General features: G+C 53.3%; 28 protein-coding genes. 7 read left to right on the plus strand and 21 right to left on the minus strand.

The features are described from left to right. Positions 1–32: 32 nt before the first annotated feature. The 7 genes from AQ621_RS11640 to AQ621_RS11670 all read right to left on the minus strand — a co-directional run bounded on the left by AQ621_RS11640 (position 33) and on the right by AQ621_RS11670 (position 5,051). Complete coding sequence (locus tag AQ621_RS11640) at positions 33–1,772, minus strand: N-acyl-D-amino-acid deacylase family protein (protein ID WP_058341590.1); 1,740 nt, start codon at positions 1,770–1,772, stop codon at positions 33–35. Between the two features lie 56 nt (positions 1,773–1,828). Further along, positions 1,829–2,260, minus strand: coding sequence for a DUF3010 family protein (locus tag AQ621_RS11645; RefSeq protein ID WP_058341591.1), 432 nt, complete (start codon positions 2,258–2,260; stop codon positions 1,829–1,831). A 24-nt stretch (positions 2,261–2,284) separates the two neighbouring features. Further along, the gene (locus tag AQ621_RS11650) at positions 2,285–3,235 is read right to left on the minus strand and encodes an adenosine deaminase (RefSeq protein WP_058341592.1); all 951 of its coding nucleotides are present in this window, start codon (positions 3,233–3,235) and stop codon (positions 2,285–2,287) included. A gap of 28 nt (positions 3,236–3,263) precedes the next feature. Next, positions 3,264–3,644 carry a DUF2750 domain-containing protein gene (locus AQ621_RS11655; RefSeq protein WP_022987918.1) on the minus strand — a complete coding sequence of 127 codons (381 nt, stop codon included), beginning with the start codon at positions 3,642–3,644 and terminating at the stop codon, positions 3,264–3,266. A gap of 95 nt (positions 3,645–3,739) precedes the next feature. Continuing rightward, positions 3,740–4,030 carry a type VI secretion system PAAR protein gene (locus AQ621_RS11660; RefSeq protein ID WP_022987917.1) on the minus strand — a complete coding sequence of 97 codons (291 nt, stop codon included), beginning with the start codon at positions 4,028–4,030 and terminating at the stop codon, positions 3,740–3,742. A 115-nt stretch (positions 4,031–4,145) separates the two neighbouring features. Then, positions 4,146–4,601, minus strand: a complete 456-nt coding sequence (locus AQ621_RS11665; protein WP_058341593.1) for a GatB/YqeY domain-containing protein — start codon at positions 4,599–4,601, stop codon at positions 4,146–4,148. A gap of 105 nt (positions 4,602–4,706) precedes the next feature. Further along, a complete protein-coding gene (locus AQ621_RS11670) occupies positions 4,707–5,051 on the minus strand; it encodes a PBPRA1643 family SWIM/SEC-C metal-binding motif protein (protein ID WP_058341594.1) in 345 nt (114 codons plus the stop codon). A 227-nt stretch (positions 5,052–5,278) separates the two neighbouring features. On the opposite strand from AQ621_RS11670, the gene AQ621_RS11675 reads away from it, so the two are divergent. After that, positions 5,279–5,776, plus strand: coding sequence for a DUF2780 domain-containing protein (locus AQ621_RS11675; RefSeq protein WP_058341595.1), 498 nt, complete (start codon positions 5,279–5,281; stop codon positions 5,774–5,776). Positions 5,777–6,045: 269 nt separating this feature from the next. Beyond that, positions 6,046–6,252: a cold-shock protein gene (locus tag AQ621_RS11680; RefSeq protein ID WP_022987913.1), complete on the plus strand. Its 207-nt coding sequence runs from the start codon at positions 6,046–6,048 to the stop codon at positions 6,250–6,252. Between the two features lie 107 nt (positions 6,253–6,359). Here the strand turns inward: AQ621_RS11680 and AQ621_RS17685 are convergent, their stop codons facing one another. After that, complete coding sequence (locus AQ621_RS17685) at positions 6,360–6,521, minus strand: hypothetical protein (protein WP_022987912.1); 162 nt, start codon at positions 6,519–6,521, stop codon at positions 6,360–6,362. A gap of 142 nt (positions 6,522–6,663) precedes the next feature. Between AQ621_RS17685 and AQ621_RS11690 the strand changes: the two genes are divergently transcribed. Then, a complete protein-coding gene (locus tag AQ621_RS11690; RefSeq protein WP_058341596.1) occupies positions 6,664–7,266 on the plus strand; it encodes a DUF938 domain-containing protein in 603 nt (200 codons plus the stop codon). Positions 7,267–7,269: 3 nt separating this feature from the next. Here the strand turns inward: AQ621_RS11690 and AQ621_RS11695 are convergent, their stop codons facing one another. Both AQ621_RS11695 and AQ621_RS11700 read right to left on the minus strand, forming a co-directional pair. Beyond that, the gene (locus AQ621_RS11695) at positions 7,270–7,662 is read right to left on the minus strand and encodes a hypothetical protein (RefSeq protein ID WP_058341597.1); all 393 of its coding nucleotides are present in this window, start codon (positions 7,660–7,662) and stop codon (positions 7,270–7,272) included. A gap of 75 nt (positions 7,663–7,737) precedes the next feature. Beyond that, positions 7,738–9,501, minus strand: a complete 1,764-nt coding sequence (locus AQ621_RS11700) for a DNA repair helicase RadD (protein ID WP_058341598.1) — start codon at positions 9,499–9,501, stop codon at positions 7,738–7,740. Between the two features lie 179 nt (positions 9,502–9,680). Between AQ621_RS11700 and AQ621_RS11705 the strand changes: the two genes are divergently transcribed. Then, positions 9,681–9,959: a YebG family protein gene (locus AQ621_RS11705; protein WP_058341599.1), complete on the plus strand. Its 279-nt coding sequence runs from the start codon at positions 9,681–9,683 to the stop codon at positions 9,957–9,959. A gap of 36 nt (positions 9,960–9,995) precedes the next feature. Here AQ621_RS11705 and AQ621_RS11710 read toward each other — a convergent pair whose 3' ends face one another. Both AQ621_RS11710 and AQ621_RS11715 read right to left on the minus strand, forming a co-directional pair. Then, entirely contained in the window at positions 9,996–10,478 is a 483-nt protein-coding gene (locus AQ621_RS11710; RefSeq protein WP_058341600.1) for an FKBP-type peptidyl-prolyl cis-trans isomerase, read from the minus strand. Positions 10,479–10,524: 46 nt separating this feature from the next. Beyond that, on the minus strand, positions 10,525–10,932 hold the full coding sequence (locus tag AQ621_RS11715; RefSeq protein ID WP_058341601.1) for a glutaredoxin family protein: 408 nt from the start codon (positions 10,930–10,932) through the stop codon (positions 10,525–10,527). Between the two features lie 136 nt (positions 10,933–11,068). Between AQ621_RS11715 and AQ621_RS11720 the strand changes: the two genes are divergently transcribed. After that, complete coding sequence (locus AQ621_RS11720) at positions 11,069–11,716, plus strand: NAD(P)H-binding protein (RefSeq protein WP_058341602.1); 648 nt, start codon at positions 11,069–11,071, stop codon at positions 11,714–11,716. A 211-nt stretch (positions 11,717–11,927) separates the two neighbouring features. On the opposite strand, the gene AQ621_RS11725 is transcribed toward AQ621_RS11720, so the two are convergent. Then, complete coding sequence (locus AQ621_RS11725) at positions 11,928–12,185, minus strand: hypothetical protein (protein ID WP_227508319.1); 258 nt, start codon at positions 12,183–12,185, stop codon at positions 11,928–11,930. Between the two features lie 84 nt (positions 12,186–12,269). Continuing rightward, positions 12,270–13,193 carry an alpha/beta hydrolase gene (locus AQ621_RS11730; RefSeq protein ID WP_319822995.1) on the minus strand — a complete coding sequence of 308 codons (924 nt, stop codon included), beginning with the start codon at positions 13,191–13,193 and terminating at the stop codon, positions 12,270–12,272. Positions 13,194–13,296: 103 nt separating this feature from the next. On the opposite strand from AQ621_RS11730, the gene AQ621_RS11735 reads away from it, so the two are divergent. After that, complete coding sequence (locus AQ621_RS11735) at positions 13,297–13,848, plus strand: TetR/AcrR family transcriptional regulator (protein WP_058341603.1); 552 nt, start codon at positions 13,297–13,299, stop codon at positions 13,846–13,848. A 669-nt stretch (positions 13,849–14,517) separates the two neighbouring features. Here the strand turns inward: AQ621_RS11735 and AQ621_RS11740 are convergent. Genes AQ621_RS11740 through trxC form a run of 3 tightly spaced genes read right to left on the minus strand, consistent with a single transcriptional unit; the run spans position 14,518 to position 15,589 of the window. Beyond that, positions 14,518–14,784 carry a DksA/TraR family C4-type zinc finger protein gene (locus AQ621_RS11740; protein ID WP_022987901.1) on the minus strand — a complete coding sequence of 89 codons (267 nt, stop codon included), beginning with the start codon at positions 14,782–14,784 and terminating at the stop codon, positions 14,518–14,520. Between the two features lie 34 nt (positions 14,785–14,818). Continuing rightward, the gene (locus AQ621_RS11745) at positions 14,819–15,121 is read right to left on the minus strand and encodes a hypothetical protein (protein ID WP_058341604.1); all 303 of its coding nucleotides are present in this window, start codon (positions 15,119–15,121) and stop codon (positions 14,819–14,821) included. A gap of 27 nt (positions 15,122–15,148) precedes the next feature. Then, positions 15,149–15,589 carry a thioredoxin TrxC gene (gene trxC, locus AQ621_RS11750; RefSeq protein WP_058341605.1) on the minus strand — a complete coding sequence of 147 codons (441 nt, stop codon included), beginning with the start codon at positions 15,587–15,589 and terminating at the stop codon, positions 15,149–15,151. A 734-nt stretch (positions 15,590–16,323) separates the two neighbouring features. On the opposite strand from trxC, the gene AQ621_RS11755 reads away from it, so the two are divergent. After that, entirely contained in the window at positions 16,324–17,232 is a 909-nt protein-coding gene (locus AQ621_RS11755) for a bestrophin family protein (RefSeq protein ID WP_022991750.1), read from the plus strand. A gap of 11 nt (positions 17,233–17,243) precedes the next feature. On the opposite strand, the gene AQ621_RS11760 is transcribed toward AQ621_RS11755, so the two are convergent. The 4 genes from AQ621_RS11760 to AQ621_RS11775 form a co-directional block, all read right to left on the minus strand. Next, positions 17,244–17,621, minus strand: a complete 378-nt coding sequence (locus tag AQ621_RS11760) for a thiol-disulfide oxidoreductase DCC family protein (protein WP_011786421.1) — start codon at positions 17,619–17,621, stop codon at positions 17,244–17,246. Between the two features lie 195 nt (positions 17,622–17,816). Next, positions 17,817–18,272 carry a metallophosphoesterase family protein gene (locus AQ621_RS11765; RefSeq protein ID WP_058341606.1) on the minus strand — a complete coding sequence of 152 codons (456 nt, stop codon included), beginning with the start codon at positions 18,270–18,272 and terminating at the stop codon, positions 17,817–17,819. A gap of 402 nt (positions 18,273–18,674) precedes the next feature. Next, positions 18,675–20,444, minus strand: a complete 1,770-nt coding sequence (locus tag AQ621_RS11770; RefSeq protein ID WP_058341607.1) for an OLD family protein — start codon at positions 20,442–20,444, stop codon at positions 18,675–18,677. Continuing rightward, on the minus strand, positions 20,444–21,565 hold the full coding sequence (locus AQ621_RS11775; protein WP_058341608.1) for a dsDNA nuclease domain-containing protein: 1,122 nt from the start codon (positions 21,563–21,565) through the stop codon (positions 20,444–20,446). The genes AQ621_RS11770 and AQ621_RS11775 overlap by 1 nt, the downstream gene beginning before the upstream one ends. Positions 21,566–21,589: the final 24 nt, after the last annotated feature.

Here is a 21,589-nt window from a genome sequence, read left to right on the forward strand (position 1 = left end):
GACAGACCTTGGCGGTTACGATATGGAAAGCCTTAACGCGCAGGAATAAACCGGCCGTAGCCCATTTCCCGCCCAAACTCCGGCACCAGTTGCTCGTCGTCCACCGCCAGTTTGCCGTTGATCAGCACAGTTTTCACAATGCCCGGGTTACGGTTAACCAGCCGCTGCAAGCCAAAGTTCTCCATCTCGCCCCAGTGCACCTGTTCCAGGTTCTGGTCAAACCCTGACGGGTCGAACACCACCACATCGGCCCTGTCCCCTTCCCGGATTTTGCCTGCGTCGATACCAAACCAGTCGGCCTGGTCGCCGGTCAGGCGATGTACCGCCTGCTCCATGGTCATGATCGGGGAACCTTCCTCGATGGATTCCTGCACCAGCTTCAGCATGCGCAGAGGCAGGTTGTAGAACGCCATATTGCGGATGTGGGCGCCGGCGTCGCTAAAGGTAATCAGAGAGCGGGGGTCTCTGACGATGCGCTTGAGCACATGCTTCCGGTGATTGCCCACGGTGGTGTACCAGCGGATTTTCTTGCCGAACTCCACCACCAGGTCGAGGAACAGATCCACCACATGAACACCGCGGGCCCTGGCGACTTCCTCGAAGTTTTTGCCGATCAGGGACTGGTCAGGGCAATCGATGATCATGGCGTCACCAAAATCCCGCTGCCACACCCGGGGGCTCAGCTTTTCGCCGTAGAACTTACGGAACTTGCGCCGGTACGCTTCATCCTTCAAAAGCTGATTGCGCTCAACCGCGTCTTTCAGGTCCAGCGCCATCTCGCCGGCGCCAAACTCTTCAAAGAACACCACATCAATACCGTCTGCATACACAGTGAATGGCGTAGGCAGCACCTGCCAGCGGAAATCGCCACGTAAGGCGTTGGCAAAGAACGAAGTCAGCCGGGTGAGATTGGTGAGGTATGCGCTGCCCTTGAGATCCATCTGGCTGATCAGGGTGGTTTTCAGGGGCCGGCGCAGCCAACCCAGGCATTCACGCACATACTGCAGAATCTGCAAGGGGGTCGCGGCGTTCGGCGCTCCCTGATGCACCCGATTGTACTGCCGCACCAGCTTGTTCAGCCGTGCCACCTCTTTCCACTTGGCGTAGGTACTGGGCAGGCTTTTCGACCATTCCCGGTCGCCGTCCACCTTGTCCCACTTCAGGCACATAGTCGAAAGCCCGAGAAAGCCTTCATCCAGCGCTTCTTTCAGCAACCGCTCCATGGTTTGCATTTCTTCCTCGCTGGGCTGAACCGCCAGGTCCGTCGCCCGGCTCAGCCCCATCACCCCCACCCGCAAATCGCTATGGCCCAGAAAGCTGACCACATTCGGGCCCAGAGGCACCTGCTTGATGTGCTCCACCCATTGTTTAGGGGTAGACCAGGTTTTATGGGCCTTCAGAATGGGTAGTACCCGCTCCCGTGGAACGGTTTCCACCCGGGTAAATATGTCGGAGGCATCTTCGTAGTCGCTGCAAATCATGCTCAGAGAACAGCTGCCCACTAAAACCGTAGTCACCCCATGGCGAACGGATTCCGACAGGCTCGGGCTGACCAGCAATTCGGCATCGTAATGGGTATGGGTGTCCAGAAAACCTGGGGTTACCCACTTGCCATGGGCATCGATAACGCGCCCGGCCTGGCTGTGGGGAATGGGTTCATCGGTGACCTTCGCAATACGGCCGTCCCTGATCGCTAGGTTACGGACAGCAGAGGGGGCTCCGGTGCCATCGAAATAGCGGCCGCCTTCGATGATGAAGTCGTACTGGGCCATAGCTGCATTCCTTTTTGTTCGTATTATTATTGTTCACGCTATGGCCAGCTTACTACCTACTTCGCCATGTGCGCCACATAAGCTGCGGTAAAGGCGGTTTCCTGAAAGGCCTTCAAGCCGGTTTCAGCAAACGGAATGGGTAACGGGTTCGAAGCCAGTGTGGATTTAATCAGGGAAGACGGCAGCAACCGGACTTCCGGCTCGTTTCCGGCCATCAGTTGAATCGTCGCCTCCAGCTTGAAGCTGATGGCCCCGCCGGCGAACTTGCCCTTGGGCATCCGCTCCTTGATCGCCACACACCCAACCTCGTGTTCAGCCATCAGGGCCGCGAATTCAGCCTGAAACTGTTTCAGGTCTTCGCGGGTATGGTTTTTGCGCAGCGACAGCTTGCGAACCTTACACTCCGGCAGGCTGAATTGCCCGCGGTCGAGATTCAGCAAACACACCACCGCATCGCTGCCGGTCAGTTCAACGCCACATACAATCATTTTAGTTTCCTTAACCTGTCGCTGTTAAACCAGCCGGGCATTCATGCTGTTGAGGGCGAGCCGCCGGGCCTGGTCTTCTGTCATACCGAGGCTGTCCCGCAGCGCGGTGAAGTTCTCCAGCACATAGCCACCGAAATACGCCGGGTCATCCGAGTTCACGGTCACATTCAAACCGCGTTCCAGCAGTTCAAGAATATTGTGCTGCGCCATATCCGGAAACACGCACAACTTGATATTAGACAGCGGGCAAACCGTTAACGGAACCTGCTCGTCCGCCAGCCTGTCGAGCAAGGCGGGATCTTCGGCCGCACGAACACCGTGGTCAATCCGGTTGACCTTGAGCAGGTCCAGAGCCTGCCAGATATACTCCGGCGGCCCTTCCTCGCCGGCATGGGCAACCGCCAGAAAGCCCTCGGCCCGGGCCTTGGCAAACACCCGCTCGAACTTGCTGGGCGGATGACCCTTCTCGGAGCTGTCCAGCCCTACGGCAAAGAACTGATCCCGAAACGGCATGGCCTGCTGCAAGGTCTGAAAGGCTTCCTCTTCCGACAGATGGCGAAGAAAGCTCAGAATCAGCCCGCCGGTTATTCCCAGCTGTGCACGGCCGTCACGCAGTGCGGTGCTGATGCCTGTGATGGCGGCTTCGAACGGAATACCACGTTCGGTATGGGTTTGGGGATCAAAGAAAGGCTCAACGTGCACCACGCCCTGGGCATGGCATTTCTGCAGATAGGCCCAGGTAAGGTCATAGAAATCCTGCTCCGTGCGCAGAACGTTCGCACCCTGATAATACAGGTCCAGGAATTCCTGAAGGTTGTTGAAAGAATAAGCCTGCCGCAGTGCCTCTACATCGGCCCACGGCAGTTCAATATTGTTGCGCCGGGCAAGTGCAAACATCAGTTCCGGTTCAAGGGCACCCTCAAGGTGCAGGTGTAGCTCTGCTTTCGGCAAGGCTGTGAGCCAGGCATCATCCATAGTGATCTCCGGGGATTCAGGGAGGTGATCAGAACGCCATGAGTTCTTGCAGGTCCCGCTTGAGCTCATCCGGCGAGGTAATCCACAGCTCGCCCTGCCCACCGGGGAAGACGCCCACGTCCAGGCCATCGCGACTCAGGCCGGTTACCCATTTCCGGAAGAAATCCGGCAAAGAAACCGCTTTGGGAGAGAGATCGCCGGAGTCTTTGGCGTAGTCAGCAGCAAATTCTGAACCAGGCCAGACCGGCAGGTAAGCCACGCCCTCTTCGTCGGAAACAATTTTCAGAAACTGGTTATCAGCATTGACCAGAATCCAGATTTCCCGCTCTTCAACAACGGCATCCAGGAAGTAATCGTATCGCTCCTCGCCGTCCATCTCGAGAATCTGCGCCAGGGGGTTATCGCTCATGAAGGCTCCATAAAATAACGCCACCGCCTAAAACGGCGGTGCTAAAACCGAAGCCTATCATGAATTCTGCCGAGGCAGCCCTGCTTACCCGGGAGTTAACTCCCGATCACCACACTACCGCTGCCGATGGTTACACCACCGCAAGACACGGCGCTGCCGGTGACGGCCGCAGGGATGCCATTAATCAGCACAGTAGCAGAACCCGCCGCTACGGCGCGGGGATGAGGCGGATGCTTGGGTTTGGAGTGCGGTGCCAGGGGATCGCCCACACGGGCGACAGGCTTGCCATCAACCAGAACATCGGGGGAACCGGCAATCACCGGGGTGGGCGGGAACCCTTCATGGTCTGTGCCCAGATCGCCCAACAAAACCACATTCTTACTCATTCCTTTGCTCCTTCAATCCGTGACGGAGAGTGTCCATAATTTTCTGACCTCACGGGTACCGTTGCAGTACCCATGAAGCAGCAATGCTAAACACAAATGCGGCAATAACCAAGCCTTAACCGGCCAGCGCAGCCCGCACCATCTTGCTTAACTGTCCCATATCCACCCGGCCGGTTACCTGGGGGCGCAACTCGTTCATTACATTGCCCATGTCCTGCATACCCTTGGCACCAGTGGTGCTGATGGCCGCACGAATCAAACCTTCAAGCTCTTCTTCGCTGAGAGCAGCGGGCATGAACTCTTCAATAATGGCCATTTCTGACCGTTCTTTGTCCGCCAGCTCACCACGACCCGCTTCCTCATACTGGCTGGCCGCATCACGGCGCTGCTTGAGCATTTTATCCAGCACTTTCAGAACGTCGTCATCGCCAAGCTCACGGCGCTCGTCAATCTCGATCTGCTTCACCGCCGCCTGGGCCATCCGCAGGGTAACAAGCCGGTCCTTCTCCTTGTTGCGCATGGCATCTTTTACGGCGTTGCCAAGCTGTTCTTTGAGAGATGATTCCGCCATGGTGAGCTCCTGTTCTGTCAGTTGTGGAAGACGCACATAATATCAAAGAACCAGCGACATACCGCGTATCGAACGCTTCCCGGCTGCCTTGATTTGTGGCCGCTATCAGCCACAGCACTTTTTGAACTTCTTGCCGCTGCCACAACTACAGGGATCATTCCGGGACGGTGCTTTCGTTGTGGTAATGGTTTCAACCTTGTTCAGGAGTACGGTCAGCTCAGCGATGGACTCAACTGCGCCGTCACGGGCATCTACCGTGATATTCGCAAAAAGACCAGCCTCGGCCACCAGCGCTTCAACTTCTTGCTTGCGCGCCTCACTGGTGACAACCAGTGTTAGCGGGTACTTCTTGCTACCACTTTTCTGACTGGCCCTGGTTTTGAACCCGCCATAAGTAGTGTGATGCTGACGTGCGTCCTGCCGGCCCTTGTAGAAAAATTTGTCTGACATGCTGACATCCTGAGAAATGGAAGAGTGCCCGGTGCCCCCAAGAGTGCTGGCGACGGCTGGCCGACGACGTTTTAGCATGCTTGCTGCATTGGTGATATAGGCAGAAGCAGAAATCAGGAGGCGGACAAAAACGGGGCTGTCTCGGTTTCCCGAACTTTTATTAAGTTGTAGTCGCCCCCATATTGGTTAGCATCATACTATTGCCCACCCACCATCAGGACACCCCTATGAGCACGAGTCTCAAACAGTTTCTTCTTATTTCAAGCATCTACCTGTTAACTCCAGCGGCTGGCGCTTTCAGCCTGAACGATGCACTGAGCACCGGCACACAGGCGCTTTCATCCACAACGGAAGTCACCGGAGAAGCCCGGCAACTGGTGGGCCAGCTCCAGAATGACCTTGGTGTTACCGAAACCCAGGCAATTGGCGGCACCGGCGCCTTGTTGCAGCTAGCACAGAACCAGTTGGGCGCAGGTGCCATGGGCAGCCTGACCAGCGAAGCTTCCGGCCTGTCCAGCCTGCTGGGCGGCGGTGGCGGGCTGGGTGAAAGCCTGCTGTCCAACGTGTCTTCGATGGACAGCGTTCAGACCGCGTTCTCGGCCCTTGGCATGGACGCAGGCATGATCCAGCAGTTTGTGCCGATTGTGATGGGATTCCTGGGTAACCAGGGGGTGGGCTCGTCGTTGCTGGGACAGCTGCAAAGCTTATGGGCACCAGCGCCGTAAGCTGAGTTCTGCCGGGGGTGCTCTGAACACCCCCGGATATAACTACTTACTCGTTTTTAAAAAATTTCCTATCTAATGCCCATTAATTAGCGTACTGTCTCTCTTGTTGGAAAGATTTAGCAAAGCATTTCACGAATCAGACCTTTTGTGTTGCAAAACCTCTTGTCCTGTTTTTGATCCTGCCAGTTTTTTATTTCCCGCATACCGCTGACCAAGGGTCACAACGATCTATCGGCAGCAACTTATTGATTAAAATCAGGATAATTATTATGTCTACTATTAAAGGCAACGTTAAGTTCTTCAACGAAGCAAAAGGTTTTGGCTTTATTACTCGTGAAGGCGGTGCAGACGTATTCGTTCACTACAGCTCTATTCAGGGTGGCGGATTCAAGACTCTGGCCGAAGGCCAGGAAGTTGAATTCACAGTGACCGACGGCCAGAAAGGCCCGCAGGCAGAGAACGTTATTGGTCTGTAATTAACAGATAATATACGTAATGAAAAAAGGCAGCCTCGGCTGCCTTTTTTATTGATCCTGCCCGGAAAACAGTAACATTACGGCTTGCTCGGGTTATTGCCGGATCATCAATTGCTCTTCAGGTTAATCTGCTTCGGGCCAGCAGTGGTCAGCTGCCCACTCTTACCTTTTCCCACATGTTCAACACGCCCACCAGACTTCAAAAAGGCCGCTGTCTGCGCCTCAATCTCGGCGGAAGTCAAAGTCGATTTTACGGCTTTCTTGCTCATTATATTATCCACGTTAAGTCTTGGCATATTCGCCGGGTTCGCTAGCGCAGTATAACCGAAACAGGAAATAATTGCTGAGATACTGACTTATACACCAACGTGTTATAAAGTTTTCCGACCCTGCGCAGAAAAACTGGATTCGATGGCCACTAACCTGCCCTACTCCCAGGCTTGTGAGAACAACAAAGCCCCCATCCTCGAGAAACTCAGCGAGACCTTTAATGCGCCGGGGAAAGTACTGGAGGTGGGCACAGGCACCGGACAGCACGCGGTGCATTTCGCGACGGCGATGCCTCACCTGCAGTGGCAACCGACCGATCATCCGGACGCTGTGGACAGTTGTCGCGCCCGCCTTGAGCAAGCCGGCTTGGCCAACATCCTGCCGGTGATTGAATTGGACGTAGGTGCGGCTCCCTGGCCCGTCGCAACCTTCACCTGGGCGTTTTCCGCAAACACCGCCCACATCATGGCGTGGACTGAAGTCGAACAGATGTTTCGCGGTATTGGCGAGCGGCTTCCCAAGGGCGGCGCTTTTTGCCTGTACGGGCCTTTCAACAATCAGGGCCGGTATACCAGTGAAAGCAACCGTCAGTTTGATCAATACCTGAAAGCCCGTGCGCCCCACATGGGCATCCGGGACCTGAAAGATCTGAGGGCCCTGGCGGAATCGGTGGGTCTCACTCTGGCCGAGAACCATGCCATGCCCGCAAACAACCAGTTGCTGGTGTTCAGGCGACTATCTTGAGTGTCAGTTACGTTCCTTCAAGACCCCGTAAATGCTGCGAACAGCGGGATCCTCTGGCGCGCCAGATTCAATTACATCTTCCAGAAGTTCCAGAACCCGCTTCTCATCATTACTTCGGAAACTCGGCCAGAACACATAGGGAACAACATCCGGATTCCGGATATAGAAAAGTGCGGCTTCTTCCGGTTTGGCAGTATCGCCCCGAAGGCCTACGGTGAACCGTTGCCCCTCGCTGTCCACAAGAATAACGACCAACGACTTTTCGGACTCCACTTGCCGAACTTCACCAACGGTGATCGGAGCCTCAAGGCCAGGTACGGAAGTGATGTAATACTGAACACCGACAAACCCCAGAAGGACAACTAACAGCACCGACAGGGCGATTGATTTCATCATGGACACAGCCTGAAAAGGTCGACTTGGATCTCAATGGATCTCTGAGAGATTTAAACGCAGGCCAGTATAACCGCCTCACGCCTCATTCGCTTTCCGATACTGGCCCTGATAATCAAACACCCGCTCCTGTACCTGCCAGTGGTGCTTATGCTTGCGGGCAATCACGAAATCCGGAGCCGGCAACAAGGCCTGCATTTCCAGCACCTCATCTGCCCGGCTGAACGTTTTCGGAGCCTGGCCATTGGCAACCCTTCTGCCAAAAAGTTTGTTGAACACGGTGCGCTGGGCCGGCTTTGTGAAGTCGAACGATTCCTTCAACTCCTCCCCATCTTCGCCATGATAAGTGAGCCGCAGCCTGGAACCTTCAGAACTTAATGAAATCCCGGCGCAACGAATCACCATGGCATCCTTGAGTTTCAGGGCATCCCGCAGCTGATCATCCGGGTCGATAATTGCCTGCTGGCAGTGCCCACAGTTACGGGCGGCAATATCATTCTCGCCGCCGCAGTGGGGGCACTCCTTGAAGCGGAAACGGTAATCGCACTGCCGGGCGCGCGCCCCATCCCCGGCCGCAGGCTCCAGCAGCCCCTGACAACGGCGGCCGTAATGCTCGATCACCCGGCCATCACGGTCGGTTTTGCCCCAGAAGATATTGGCAAACCCACAGCCGGGGCAGAACACCTGCACTGGCTCACTGTCGGGATCGGGTTTTGGCTCCCCCACTTCCGGATGATACAGGTTTACATGGTTACCGGCGTAATCAATCACCAGGCAATCCTGCTTGCCTTCGTCCAGGCGAAGACCGCGACCCACCATCTGCTGGTACAGGCTGACCGACTGGGTTGGCCGAAGAATGGCGATCAAATCCACATGGGGTGCATCAAAGCCGGTGGTGAGCACAGACACATTCACCAGGTACTTCAACTGCCGCTGTTTGAAGCGCTGTATCAGCAAATCACGATCTTTCAGATCGGTGCCACCGGTCACCAGGGCGGTTTCCTGCTCCGGCAGATAACCGGTGATCTCCCGCGCATGGTCCACCGTGGCGGCAAAGATCATCACGCCTCTGCGCTCAGCGGCCAGCTCCATCACCTGCTCAATGATGGCGCGGGTCACCCGCTTGTGCTTGCTCAGCAGCTGGTTGACGTCCTTCTCGGCGTACTCACCAAAACGGTCCTGCGTGAGCGCGGAGAAATCGTATTGCGCCACCGCCGCGTTAACCAGCTCGGGCTTTGTCAGATAGCCCCGATTAATCATATAGCTTAACGGCAGCTCGTAAATGCAATGCTGGAAGGGCTTGTCCTGATCTTCACCAGAGCCGCGCACAAAGCCCCGGTAGTGATAGCGGTATATCCAGCCCATGGCCAGGCGATAGGGCGTGGCGGTAAGCCCGAGGACTTTCAGCGAATCGTTTTGCTGCCGCAGCAGCTCGATGATACGTTGATACTGGCTGGTTTCCTCACCGCTGACCCGATGGCACTCATCGATAATGACCAGCGAATATTCATCCCGGAACTGCTCCAGGTTCGCCGCGACCGACTGCACACTGGCGAAGGTCACCTGGTGCCGGTTTTCCTTGCGCTTCAGCCCGGCGGAGAAAATGCCGCCCGTTAAGCCATAACTCTCATACTTGGCGTGATTCTGCTCCACCAGCTCCTTTACGTGGGTCAGAACCAGAATCTTTCGCCGGGCAAGGCGCGCCAGTTCGGCGATAACCAGGCTTTTACCGGCACCGGTGGGCAGCACGATGACCGCAGACTCATCCGATTTGCGGAAGTGGTCAAGCGTGGCGTCGACGGCTTCCTGTTGGTAGGGGCGGAGTTTGAAAGGCAAGGTCATGGTCGAGCATCAGATCGGTTGGAGATGGGCAAGGCGAACATAGTAACAAAAACGATGGCCGTCACCCGCGCACGGGCATCGCCGCCCAGAATACTGTATAAATATACAGAATTTATGTTAAGCTGCCCACTTATCAACGGTCTTACCAACCATCATTACCCCGGAGGCGATGGCATACCATGGGCGTAAAAGCACTTTATTATTCCGAGAGGGACGGACTGGACATGGCACTGAAAAACCCGGACAAAATGCTGTTTTCGTCCAAAGCTGAAGCCGATGCCCGGGACAAAATCCTCGAACTTTCCGAAGAGGTCGCCGCCTTCCTGCAACGCAAGGTCAGCGGGCTGTCAGAGGAACTGGCCGAACAATGCGCACTGGCCATTGCAGAAGAAAAAGAACTGTTCACCCGGGCACTGAAAAAGCCGGAACTATTGAACGAAGCCGCCGCGGCCGAGTAAAACCCGACCCGGCGTTTCCATGGCCAACGGCCTTAGTTAATGATGATGACCGCCCGGGCCATGAACATGGCCGTGGGCGATTTCTTCGGCCTCGGCCGCACGCACCTCGATAATCTCGATATCAAAGGTCAGCGTCTTACCAGCCATCGGATGATTGGTGTCGACATCGGCGAACTTGAGCCCGACCTTGGCGACGACCACATGGCGCCGGCCATGCTCTGTTTGCACCTGGGCAACCATGCCCGGTTTCCAGCGCTTTGCACCTATCAGATGCTTGACCGGTACGCGCTGAATGGCGTCTGGCCTGCGAGCGCCATAGGCCTTGTCCGGTGACACCGTTACACTGAAGGTATCGCCTGCCTCGCGGCCTTCCAGAGCCTCTTCCAGCCCCCGGATAATACCGCCGTGGCCATGCAGGTAGGCGTTCGGCTCTCCGCCACGGGAGTTTTCAACTTCATTGCCCTGCTCATCTCTCACGATGTAGTGAAACAGGACCACTTGATTCTTTTCGATTGGCATAGCGTTCTCTGCAATGATTAAAGGCACTCATTAAAATGACCTGAACTCAGGCCCGGCTTTCAACACCCGGCTCGAATCGCTCCTGCAGCCAGGCCTTGATGTCATCGGATTCGTAAAGCCACTGCTCACTGCCATCCTCCTGACGAATCTTCAGGCAAGGCACTTTGACCTGACCACCGCCAGCCTCCAGCGCGGCACGATGCTGCGGGTCGTGCTGGGCATCGCGGGTTTCAATGTTCAGCCCCAGCCGGGCGATTTCCTTACGCACCTTGATGCAGAATGGGCAAGCTTTGAACTGGTACAGGGCAAGGTTTTTGCTGGCCTCGTCAACGCTGGCTTGCAGTTCAGCACTGCGAGTTACGCCCTTGGGCGTGCTGAGCTTTTCGCTGAGCAGCATGAACGGCGTCAGGACAAGACGCAGGGCGCGGAAAAAATAACGAATAATGATTCTCATGGGTAACACTCAGATTCCGGATTAAAGGTAACCTACCGGGTGCCGGCACTTTGGCTTGATTTGCGAACTATAAATTCGGGGGAGAGGATACCATTTCCCCGGTTGACCCGGTAATGCCCACTGAAAGGAGTTCCCGATGAAGCTGATGATCCTTGGCGCAACCGGCGCCGTCGGCAGCCAGGTGCTGAATCAGGCAAGTAAAGATAGCTGGTTTGAAACCATCGTGGCGCCCACTCGCCGGCCGCTGGCGACCCCGGGGCAAGTCCATAACCCGGTCACTCCGTTCGATTTGCCGCTGCCGCCAGCCGACTGGTGGGCAGTCGATGCCGTTATCTGCTGCCTTGGCACCACGCTCAAACAAGCCGGCTCAAAACAAGCCTTCTACCGTGTTGACCACGACCTGGTGATCGCCTGTGCCGAACAGGCCCGAGCAGCGGGAGCCAGGGTGTTTGTGCTGAATTCGTCGCTCGGAGCAAACGAGAAAAGCCGGAGTTTTTATCTACAAACCAAGGGCGAGGTGGAATCGGCCGTGGCCCGGATGGGCTTTGAGCGCGTGGTACTGGCAAGACCGTCGCTGATCGACGCCGAACGGGAAGAAAGCCGGCCCGCCGAAAAACTGGGACTGATCACCAGCCGCCTGCTGGCCCCCGTCATCCCGAAGCGCTATCGCCCGGTCAGCGCCGCCACCATCGCTGCCGCGCTTTTGCGCGAAGTCACGGGGGAGCCTGGCGTGAGTTACCTGGATAACTCTGCAATGACTTTGATGCCAAAAGATCATCCATGATCACTGGCCCGCACATCACAAAAGCCCATTTGAGCAGAACGAAAGTTTCCCAGGATGACTGTCGCTCTGGCACTGCCGGGGCAGCCCCTCATCCTGCCAAGTAAACCGGGATTGCCAACTACGTTACACACAAAAGCTGTGGATAACTTTGTTGGGAACCTCGGGTTAACCACCTCTAAGCCTTGTGCAGCAAGGGTTCGCGGAAATTGGTTCAAAAATGGGCTATGCGGGGATGATCAATGCCGTGCTTTATGAAAACATCGGCAACGGCCTGCGGTCGGGCATCCGGATTGGCTTTGAGAAGGTTGCCGATTTCGATGGCACAGGCTTGCTCTTTTGGGTCGGTGTTTTGCTTGCTGCGCCAGATCAGGAAAGCGACGATGGCGGCGAACAGTCCGATGATCAAAAACTCCATGGCGTAGCACCTTACGGTAGAGCCAAGAATTACAAGGCTGAACGACAGCCCCATAAAGCGACTCCCGGATGAGAAATATGAGCGCTGAGCAGAAGCTTCAGTGCGATCTATTGCTACACAGAGCTGGTTAAGCTTGAATCAGGTTACCTTCAGACTCTCCAGGAAATCCAGCTCACAGCGGATGACTTCACTGAACACGGGTTCAAAGTAGGGTTCAAAATGGTTGGCTTTCACCGTTGCCACCCTGATGTGGGGGTTATTCACCCTGCGGACAGACGACTCGACAAAGGGGGCAACCGTATCTTCGGTCGCTCCCAGCAACAAGGTCGGTACTCTCAAATTTTTCAGTAGCTTGAACGGGCGGTAGGGTCCCATGGTCATCAACGAACGGGCAGCAACACGGTTATCGTACTGGCGCCCGATACTTTCCTCGGCAATTTTCATTGCCTTGCTCGCATCATCCCGGTCCATTGAAGAAAAGGCTCCGGGTTCACTCAAAACCGGTATGTAGAGAGGTCGGCCTGGTTTGATCATATCGACCAGACTGCAGAGAGCGAACTGCATCAAACGCAACAGTGGCACTGCTCGTACCGCCGCCATGCCATCCAGCATGGGAACCTGAGCGATGACCCCCGCCAGCTCAGGGTGATCAGCGGCCAGCTCTACGGCGTGGCCACCGCCGAATGACGAGCCCCAAACCACGATTCGAGCAAGATCAACGCCCGGTTGGGACTTCAGAAACGCCAGGGCCGCATCAGCGTCCCACATGCGCTGGCGGGCAGAAATGGTCTGCCGCGGCAGCCCCGCGCTATCCCCCCACCCCCGATAGTCGAAGGTCATGACCAGATATCCGGCCCGGGTGAACTCTTCGTAGAATGAAACCGTCAGTGCGTCCTGAATACCACCCCAGCCGTGAAGCATCAGGATGGCTGGCGTGGATTTTCGGCTGGCCCCCACAGGCCAGTGGAGTGTAGCTGCGCACCAGACACCCCTGGAATAAAAGCCGGTTCGCTCACTCTCGCACGTAAGATCTTTGGGGCTATGCCTCAGTGTTTCCATCATCGTCCTCTCCGGGTAGACTCATCTTGTATGGCGTTCAAGATGCAATCCTACCAATCTTGAATACCGTTCAAGATTGTCCCAAGAGACCTCAGGAGCTGGCGCATTGGCCAAGAACAAACGCAACATCGACCTGGACGTAAAAAAGAAAGAACTGGAAGAGACAGCGGCACGGCTGTTCATGGAAGACGGCTTCGAAGCCACCTCCATGAACCGTATAAGCCGCGCACTGGGGGTGGCGCCCAATACCCTCTACTGGTACTACGCAAGCAAGGATGAACTTCTGGTCGGGGTGCTCAACCGGCTGTTATCAGACACCCTGAAACAGATCCCATCGGTTACAGGCAAGCCCCTCAAGGAGCAGATGGACTGGGCTTTAAAGCAGTTTGAGCAAAGCCGTGCCCTTATGACCACAGTGCACAGCAGGCTGAACCAGTCACCCGTAATTCATGACTGGCATGAGCAGTTTCACAGCTTTGTAGAAACCCTGGTGGTCCGTTCACTGAAAGCCAACGGGATCGGCGATCAGCGGGCCGGCACATTGGCGACCGTGGCAATCTTTCTCATCGAAGGGTTACTCGCGCACCCCCACAGTGAAAAGCAGCGCACCGATATTCTGGAATGGTTTGCCCAACACACAGCGGCGGATCAGGAATGATGCCAGTTACAGCGATGCCCTAGTCAAAGAACACGGGGAAACTCGACAGCGGTCACGTCCGCCACAACCCGCCAACCGAGATGAGTAGGCTCCCTCCGGATTCAATCGACTATTGAGGGCACTCGCTAGCCGAAAGCCCCCAGATACCAACCTGAAAAGAGAAACGGAAAGATTAGAGCCAACACCTACGATCAACGCTAAATCGGTCAACTGCTCCTCAATCATTAATAGCCTCTTCTCTCAAGATTTCGCCCATGCGTTCCCCGACCATTCCCCGATACCGTCAACAACGCCGCCAAACACTACTAACAAAATCAGGCCCACTATTAACAATACCGTAAAGCAAACGTACAAAAACACCGGAGGCAGCACCGCCCATAAAATCAGTCGAACAGGCAATTGCGTTGATATATCACCAATTTTCGCCGCTGATCGATTGAGCCGGCTTGAGGGGGCAGACCGAAGCACGAGAAACGAAAACACATAGCCACTTCTCATTAATCGGCCCAAGGGATCGTTACCCCAGATTTTTCTGTGTTCCAGTGCAGAGGTGCCGGGGCGTGAAATTTTCTCCTCGATTATCGACACTCGCGAAAACGCCAAGGTGAGAATTACGAATAGTGAAACCAATCCCAAACCAAGAGCGCCAGCCCGAGGCCGTCATTGTACTCACCTTAGCTGGCTATCCTTGCTGCCCCGCCGATTAAAACCGCGTGAAGTCGATTGCTGCTTCTCAAGCGCGGACTGGCAGGCAATGCAAAGCCGCACACCCGGAATGGCCTTGCGGCGAGCTTCAGGAATCGCCCGGTCACACTCCTCACAATAGCGCGCACTCTCACCACCACCAAGCTGGCTCCGTGCCCGCTGCACTTCGTCGTCAACACTCGCGTCTATCTGATCCTGAACTGCGCCATCCCGTGACCAACCACCAGCCATAGCGTTCTCCGTTCATCAAATGAGTAGATTCAGCCTAGGGAACGAGAGGGTAAGCCGCCCTCACCTGTCCCATCATTATCCGGGCGTCTTCCGGTTTCAAGCCATGCTTTCGCAACTGCGGCATCACCATCGCGCCCAAAGCCTTACACCGAGGTTGATCAATGCCGTGCTTTTGGAACACATCAGCAATGGCCTGCGGTTGGGCATCCGGATTGGCTTTCAGCAGGTTGCCGATGTCAATGGCGCAGGCCTGCTCTTCAGGTGCGGTATTTTGTTTACTCCGCCAGATCAGGAAAGCCACGATGGCGGCGAAAACACCGATGATCAGAAACTTCATACTACGGCACCTTTGTTCCGGTTTTTCCTAGCGAATACCCTGCGATTGCAGCCACTGGCTGATCTGGGCCTGATTCATGGCGCCACTCTGGCGCGCCACCTCCCGGCCGTTCTGGAACAGAATCAGGGTCGGTATGCTGCGAATCGCAAACTGACCGGCCGGCCCGGGGGCTTGTTCCGTATTCAGCTTGGCAAAGCGCACTTTCCCGCGCCAGGCCTTCGCGGCCTGCTCGAACTGGGGCGCCATCATTTTGCACGGGCCACACCAGCTGGCCCAGAAATCCACTAACACGGGCAGATCGCTACGCCCGGTATGGGTAGCAAAGGTCTGCTCCGTTAGCTCCAGAACCTGATCCGGCCAAAGCGGTTGTTTGCAGGCGCCACAATTGCCGCCGGAGGACAACTTGTCGGCCGGTACGCGATTCACTTTGTGGCAATGGGGACATACCAGGTGTCGAACGTCAGTCATGATGAACAGGCCTCTGATTGGCTGATGGTAGAAATAATCAGGGCAAGAGAAGAGAAATCAAGCGGCACTAAAAATCGCGCATCTCACGAACACGCATCAACCGCTTTCCGCTACTATCAAAGTAAGTCGGTGTCAGAGGCTCAGCCGCCATGGGACTGTCGATAAAACAATCGGAATTTACAGCGGAAGAATTTGATCGCTTTTCGGGAGGGGTGGTGATGGGCTGAACGGGGGCGTTCAGCGCATGCGGAGGAGAATCAGCCTTCGACGGACTGCGCCGACATATCCATCACATAACGGTGCGCAATCCTGTCTGATATTTGCCTGATTCTCTCCACCCCGGCAAAAGGCAACCAACAGCCCCTGCACCAAGCGGTCTCAATGTATCTCGGTTTTCCGAAGTTTTTTTATAGGAATGTGCCCCAACCTATTAGGTTGCAACTCAAATAAACCATCAGAGGGAATCTTGATGACACAGATTATCGAACAGTTTCTCGAAGTTTCGAGCACTTACCTGCTATCACCCTGCGACAGTGACTGCTGCCACAAATCCGCTGCCTGATCTGGTTGCCCCTGAAACCACAGGGTAATGCCAGGCAACGGCCAGAGTGCTGCCCCCCTCGCTTAAAAAAGCTTACCCCCTTGTGTAACGAGTGGGTTCTCCGTAAAAAGGCATAGGAATCACAGCGGCCAACCCTCAGGCAAGGCCATCATCAATCCCAGGAGTGTTAACCGTGATTGTTCGCGAGCGCCCCGGCCCACTCCGGCTGTTGCTGGCCTGGAAAGGGTCTGTTGTCCCCCACATTCTGCCGCACATTCTGCTTACGGGAATGTTTGCAGCCGCCGTTACCTGGGTTTCGCGCCACCACTACCTCGACGGCATGGTCGACTACACACTTCTGCCGTTCACGATCATGGGCATCGCCCTGTCCATCTTTTTAAGCGTGCGCAACACCGCCACCTACGACCGCTGGTGGGAAGCCAGAAAACACTGGGGGCATATGGTGTACGAATTTCGCAGCCTGGCGCGGACTGGCACCATTTACCTGAGCCCGGAGCGACGCCGGGAGCTTCTGACTCGATGCCTTGCTCACGCTCACCTGCTGCGCGGCCAGTTGCGGGGAGAAGATGTACGGTCTGACCTGCCCGGGTCACTGGCACCCGAACTCATTGACCAGGCCCTGAGCACACGCAACCCCGCCGCCTTCATGCTGCACCGGGCCGGAGACGTACTCGCCGAAGCCCACAAGGCGGGCGATCTGGATTCTGTAGCAACCGCGGCCTTAGACCAGCACCTTCATGGCCTCGCGGGCATTCAGGCGGCCTCGGAACGCATTGCCCTCACCCCGTTGCCCTTTGCCTACACCCTGCTGGCTCACCGCACGGCGTATGTGTTCTGCTACCTGCTCCCGTTCGGTCTGGTAGGCGTCGCAGGCTGGTTTACGCCGGTGTTCACCGCCATCGTGGCCTACACGTTTTTCGGGCTGGATCGCCTGTCTGAACAGCTTGAGTTTCCCTTTGGCCGACACACCAACGACCTGCCGCTGGATGCCATCTGCCGCATTCATGAAATCAGTGTTGCCGAAGCCCTGGGCGACCCGGCACCCGAACCGCTGCAGCCGGTCAAATACCAGTTGCAGTAAGGGCCCGGCGGTTACAACGGCATGCGCCCGGTTCGCTCCAGCCGCTCGCTCACCCATTTGTGATACAGCTTTGCCAGCGCTGGCCGAATTACCGGCAAACCAATCAGCCAGGCAAGCGGTTTCAGCAGCCAGACCCGCGACATCAACAGAATATAGGCATCCAGTTCCCGGTGGATGTTGCCCTGGCCATCTTCCACATGGAGCTCCTGAAGCGCGGCTTTCGGGTCTATACCACGTTCCTCCAACTCCTCATCACGGCCGGTGATATCTACCCACTCCACCGATTCGCCGGTCCTGCCCGCGAGTCGTTCATAGAGCCTGCGATCCTTGACACAGCTCGGGCAGGCGCCATCGTAGAACACACGAAGCTGATCGCCTGGTGCCGTCATCGCTATCCCCCCTGTTTGCATCGCATTCATCTGACTACACGATAAAGCACTGCGAGGCTCCCGTTAACCCTTCGGATCTCAGGCATAACCCGCGAGAAGCTGTACCATCGCCCTGAAATTCCAGGGGCGTTTCGATCATTATTTGGCTCGCATGCTTGAAGGTCGAGAGTCTCAGGATAGCTCATTGCTTCTGGATCAAACCGGCAGTTCAATAATCTCACCAACCACACTGTCTTTACTCACCTGCAACCGCCCTACCGTGATCGGCAGCGTAAAACGCCGGGGCCCGGCGCCACCGGGATTGAAGTAAAGCACATCGCCAATCCATTCATTGCGAGGTTTGTGGGAATGCCCGGCGATCACCACGCGGTAACGGCCTTGCGGATCGAATTCGAGGGTTTTGACGTCGTGAAGCATGTAGAAGGCATGGCCGAGGAATTGCAGATTCTGAACATCGGGGAGCATCGCTGCACGGCCTGCTGTATCGATATTGCCGCGGATAGCCACCAAGGGAGCGATGACCTCCAGCGATTCCAAGACTTCATCCCGCCCTACGTCACCGGCATGAAGAATCAGATCCGAGCCTTCCAAAATATCCAGGGCTTCGGGACGCATTTTGCTGTGGGTGTCTGCGATTACCCCAATTTGCATGTTTACGCCTCGTTCTGGGTCTCAGTCGACCTGCCCACAGCGCCCGAGCCGGCGCGCCCCTATTCTTCGTAGTACCGCGCTACGGTCACTTACAACTCGATTAGTTCTGATGAGTCTTCTTTGGGCTGAGCTATGAATTGGACAAGCAATAATACTTTGCCCCGTCCATGAGTGAACGTTTCGCCTATCAGCAGAATGCTCTCTCGCCAAATCAAGAATCTCAGTCATTGAATTACGCAAGGGTACAGAATCAAAAATATCGGTGTCGCAGGATTGCATCGAAGATACTCCTAACGCTTGCTGCATGCTCACCATTGAAATACAGCCGAAAGCGCAATGGAAAGGGTGTCGCTGCGCCTGCGTTTATTAAGATATCACCGGCACCTATCCTATTGCTATCATTTAGATGGCCGTCAAATCAATAGTTTCACCATATAATTCTTGATAATCCTCTAGTGACTGAGAAAGAAAGCTACGTTCAAGTTCCCCACCACCAATATAGATTAGCTTCGATTTTTCAGGAAAGTAAGCATCTTTAACGTCTTTAACACTGATTTTCTCGATAGGTTTAATATCTTTCCCGTCTCTAATCTCAGGATCACTTTTGACGTGCTCCGATATAGAAATGAATGTCTGGGTATCCTCCGGTAGGTTGTTGCTAACAAATGATAAAATAGTCTTTAAATTAGTCTCATCTATATCTTCTTTGAGAATGGCGTCCAACAAAAATGGCAACCTATGTGCAACTTTTGTTCTCGCAATGATAGCATTCAATGCAAAGTGATAGGCCATAACAGTCTTATGAAGCTCGACACCTTGTCGAGGGAAAGAATTGATTGAATATAGACTAAGATATCTAGAATCAGCTAACGGATTAAGCTTCAGCTGCGACGCATAATCAGAAAATAATATTTTAAAATCTTTTTCTTTTGCTTTCCTTGCGGAGACTGTTTCCTGCTCCGTATTCATAGAATTAATTGACGACCTAACAGCGTCTAATTCACTTTCGGAATCACCAATGTCTTTTTGCATTTTCTTGTACAATTTAACATTTGCTTTGTTATCCACCCATTGATCAAAGGTAACTCCGTCCACATTTTTGCTTAAAAGATCGCCGTAATCTTCATGAATTTCTTTTCTAAATTTTTCAATCAATTTATTTGATGAGTGTATTTGTGACTTTTTCGTTGTCAGCTTGTCAGCAATGTGTGACTCTAGCTCAACTGTATCATTGTATTTCTGATAATGACTATACAAACCCTCTAAAGAATACGTTAATACTTGAGTGCAGGCTGGGCAACGATCAACATCATTATACTTCTGTCTCTTGACATTACCCCTAGTTCTCTTAAGAATTTTATGGTGATTCTGTAATAACGAAAGCTCATTGCATAGCTTTATATATTTAATCCTTTCTTCTTCCAAGCAGCTCGACTTTTTAACGTAGTTTTCAATGTACTCTTCTGCCTTATCACCAAAGGTTTCGTCAACTAAATTTGAAAACTGGAATTCGGACTTTTTGCTATATCGATTGAGGTTTTGGATATCAGCTGTCAGCCGATCCCTTTTCCTGGCAAGCTCTCTATACTCCACCCTATCGAAGCTGTTATTTACCCCAAGATAATAATCTAGGTAATCATCCTTAAACCCTTTGTAATATTGAAGATTAGAAAATGACTCACGCAAATAAACCCAGCCTACAGACTGAGAAATATAATATGGCAAAAACATACTTTCTAGAGGGGCAGACTTAAGCTCCCCTTTTTGTTCTAAAAGCAGGGTAAAGCCGACCAAATTGCGTATGTAGTCTTTTAGCTTGACGTGCTCAACACTATTATCAGCATCTATTCCATGAAAAGGAACTATTTTTCCCTCCGGCTCCCTTATATAGATGGATTTCGACTCCCTAATAATTATGTATTCTTCTTTAAATCCATCAACAGACTTTGTGAAGTCCACTCTAAAAGTCGGATTGTAACTAAGAATTTCGGCTAAATTTTCACGAACATCATTTATACCAAAAGCAAACAACAAGCTCTGAAGTAGAGAGCTTTTCCCTGATGTATTACGCCCACTAATAATATTTACACCGGAGGAAAATTCATCAAAAAAACAGAGGTTATGCGAACCTGAGCTGACAAACAGCCTGTTGAAAGTAATAGTTACACTCATTAGATATCCCCACCATGGCATTCTACATATGCACACAAAACAGAGAAGAAGATGTCGACATCCATTAGATTTATACTATTCCCATTTTTTATATCATATACATACTTATAAAACATGCCTTCATGATCATAAAAATCCATGGAGTAATCATTCTCCCTAACAAAGCTTTTTATTATTTGATGTTCTCTGTTTGCCATATCCTTCATTAACTCAAAGGTATTCCTGATATAGTTTTCATGGTTGTTCTGGATACCTATAGGAACTTTGAATTTACGAGACAACTCCGTTGAATAACTTCTCCATAGATTGAATGTCTTTTGTTCAGTCTCAATAACATCAATTGCTCTCTTGATCTCGCCGCCTTCAACCCTCTTACTGCTGTCAAGTAAGTTAATAATCCTACCTTGATTGTACACAGCTTCAACTTCTCTAAATAAGCTAAGAAGTAGTTCAACTGCTGCATTAGGATCTGAAACATGCGGAAAATTCCTACACATAAGTCCAACCAAAATATCTTTTTGGTCTTTTTTTCTGCGTGGCAGGTCGACCCATTCAATACGCAGATTATCGAGTTCAGGCTTGTAATATTTTATCTTTTCCTTTTTACAGAAACCTCCTACTTTCTTGTCAATCAATTTTTGAATTTCTTCAGGTATACCATCAAAACTACACTTAAAGTTCTGCTCGTTAAGGAGGTAGGTTATTTCCTTTTTCCCATCTTCCTTTTCATCTTTGCTAGGTTTATAGCTCAATTTAATATCGGTATTTGATATGAATATCAAATCATGAGTGTAGCTTTGACATTTTGGAGCTGGATCGTTTATTAGATCGTTTCCAACTTCAAGCATCTTCGCAACAGCTTCGGCAAAGCGTTCGTTTATAGTCCAGACAGCGCCTGTAAGTTTCTTAGCCTGATAAGAATGGACTTCTTCTATTTTTTCCCGGCAATCAGATCTGTAGCAGAAGAGAAAATCATCATGGTGTTCAATGCAAAGGAAGAACTCTCTCCCCTTGAAACGGTCATAATCATTAAGCAGCAAGTACAGTGCGCAATTTCGCTGAAACTCGAAGCCCAATATAGCATCCACACCTGCGTTTGCTGCCTTTTTTGTTTTGGTCAAAGCTTCACCTTTCAAAATCAGAAT

It is taken from the genome of Marinobacter sp. P4B1 (assembly GCF_001447135.1).
Taxonomy (GTDB): Bacteria; Pseudomonadota; Gammaproteobacteria; order Pseudomonadales; family Oleiphilaceae; genus Marinobacter; species Marinobacter vinifirmus.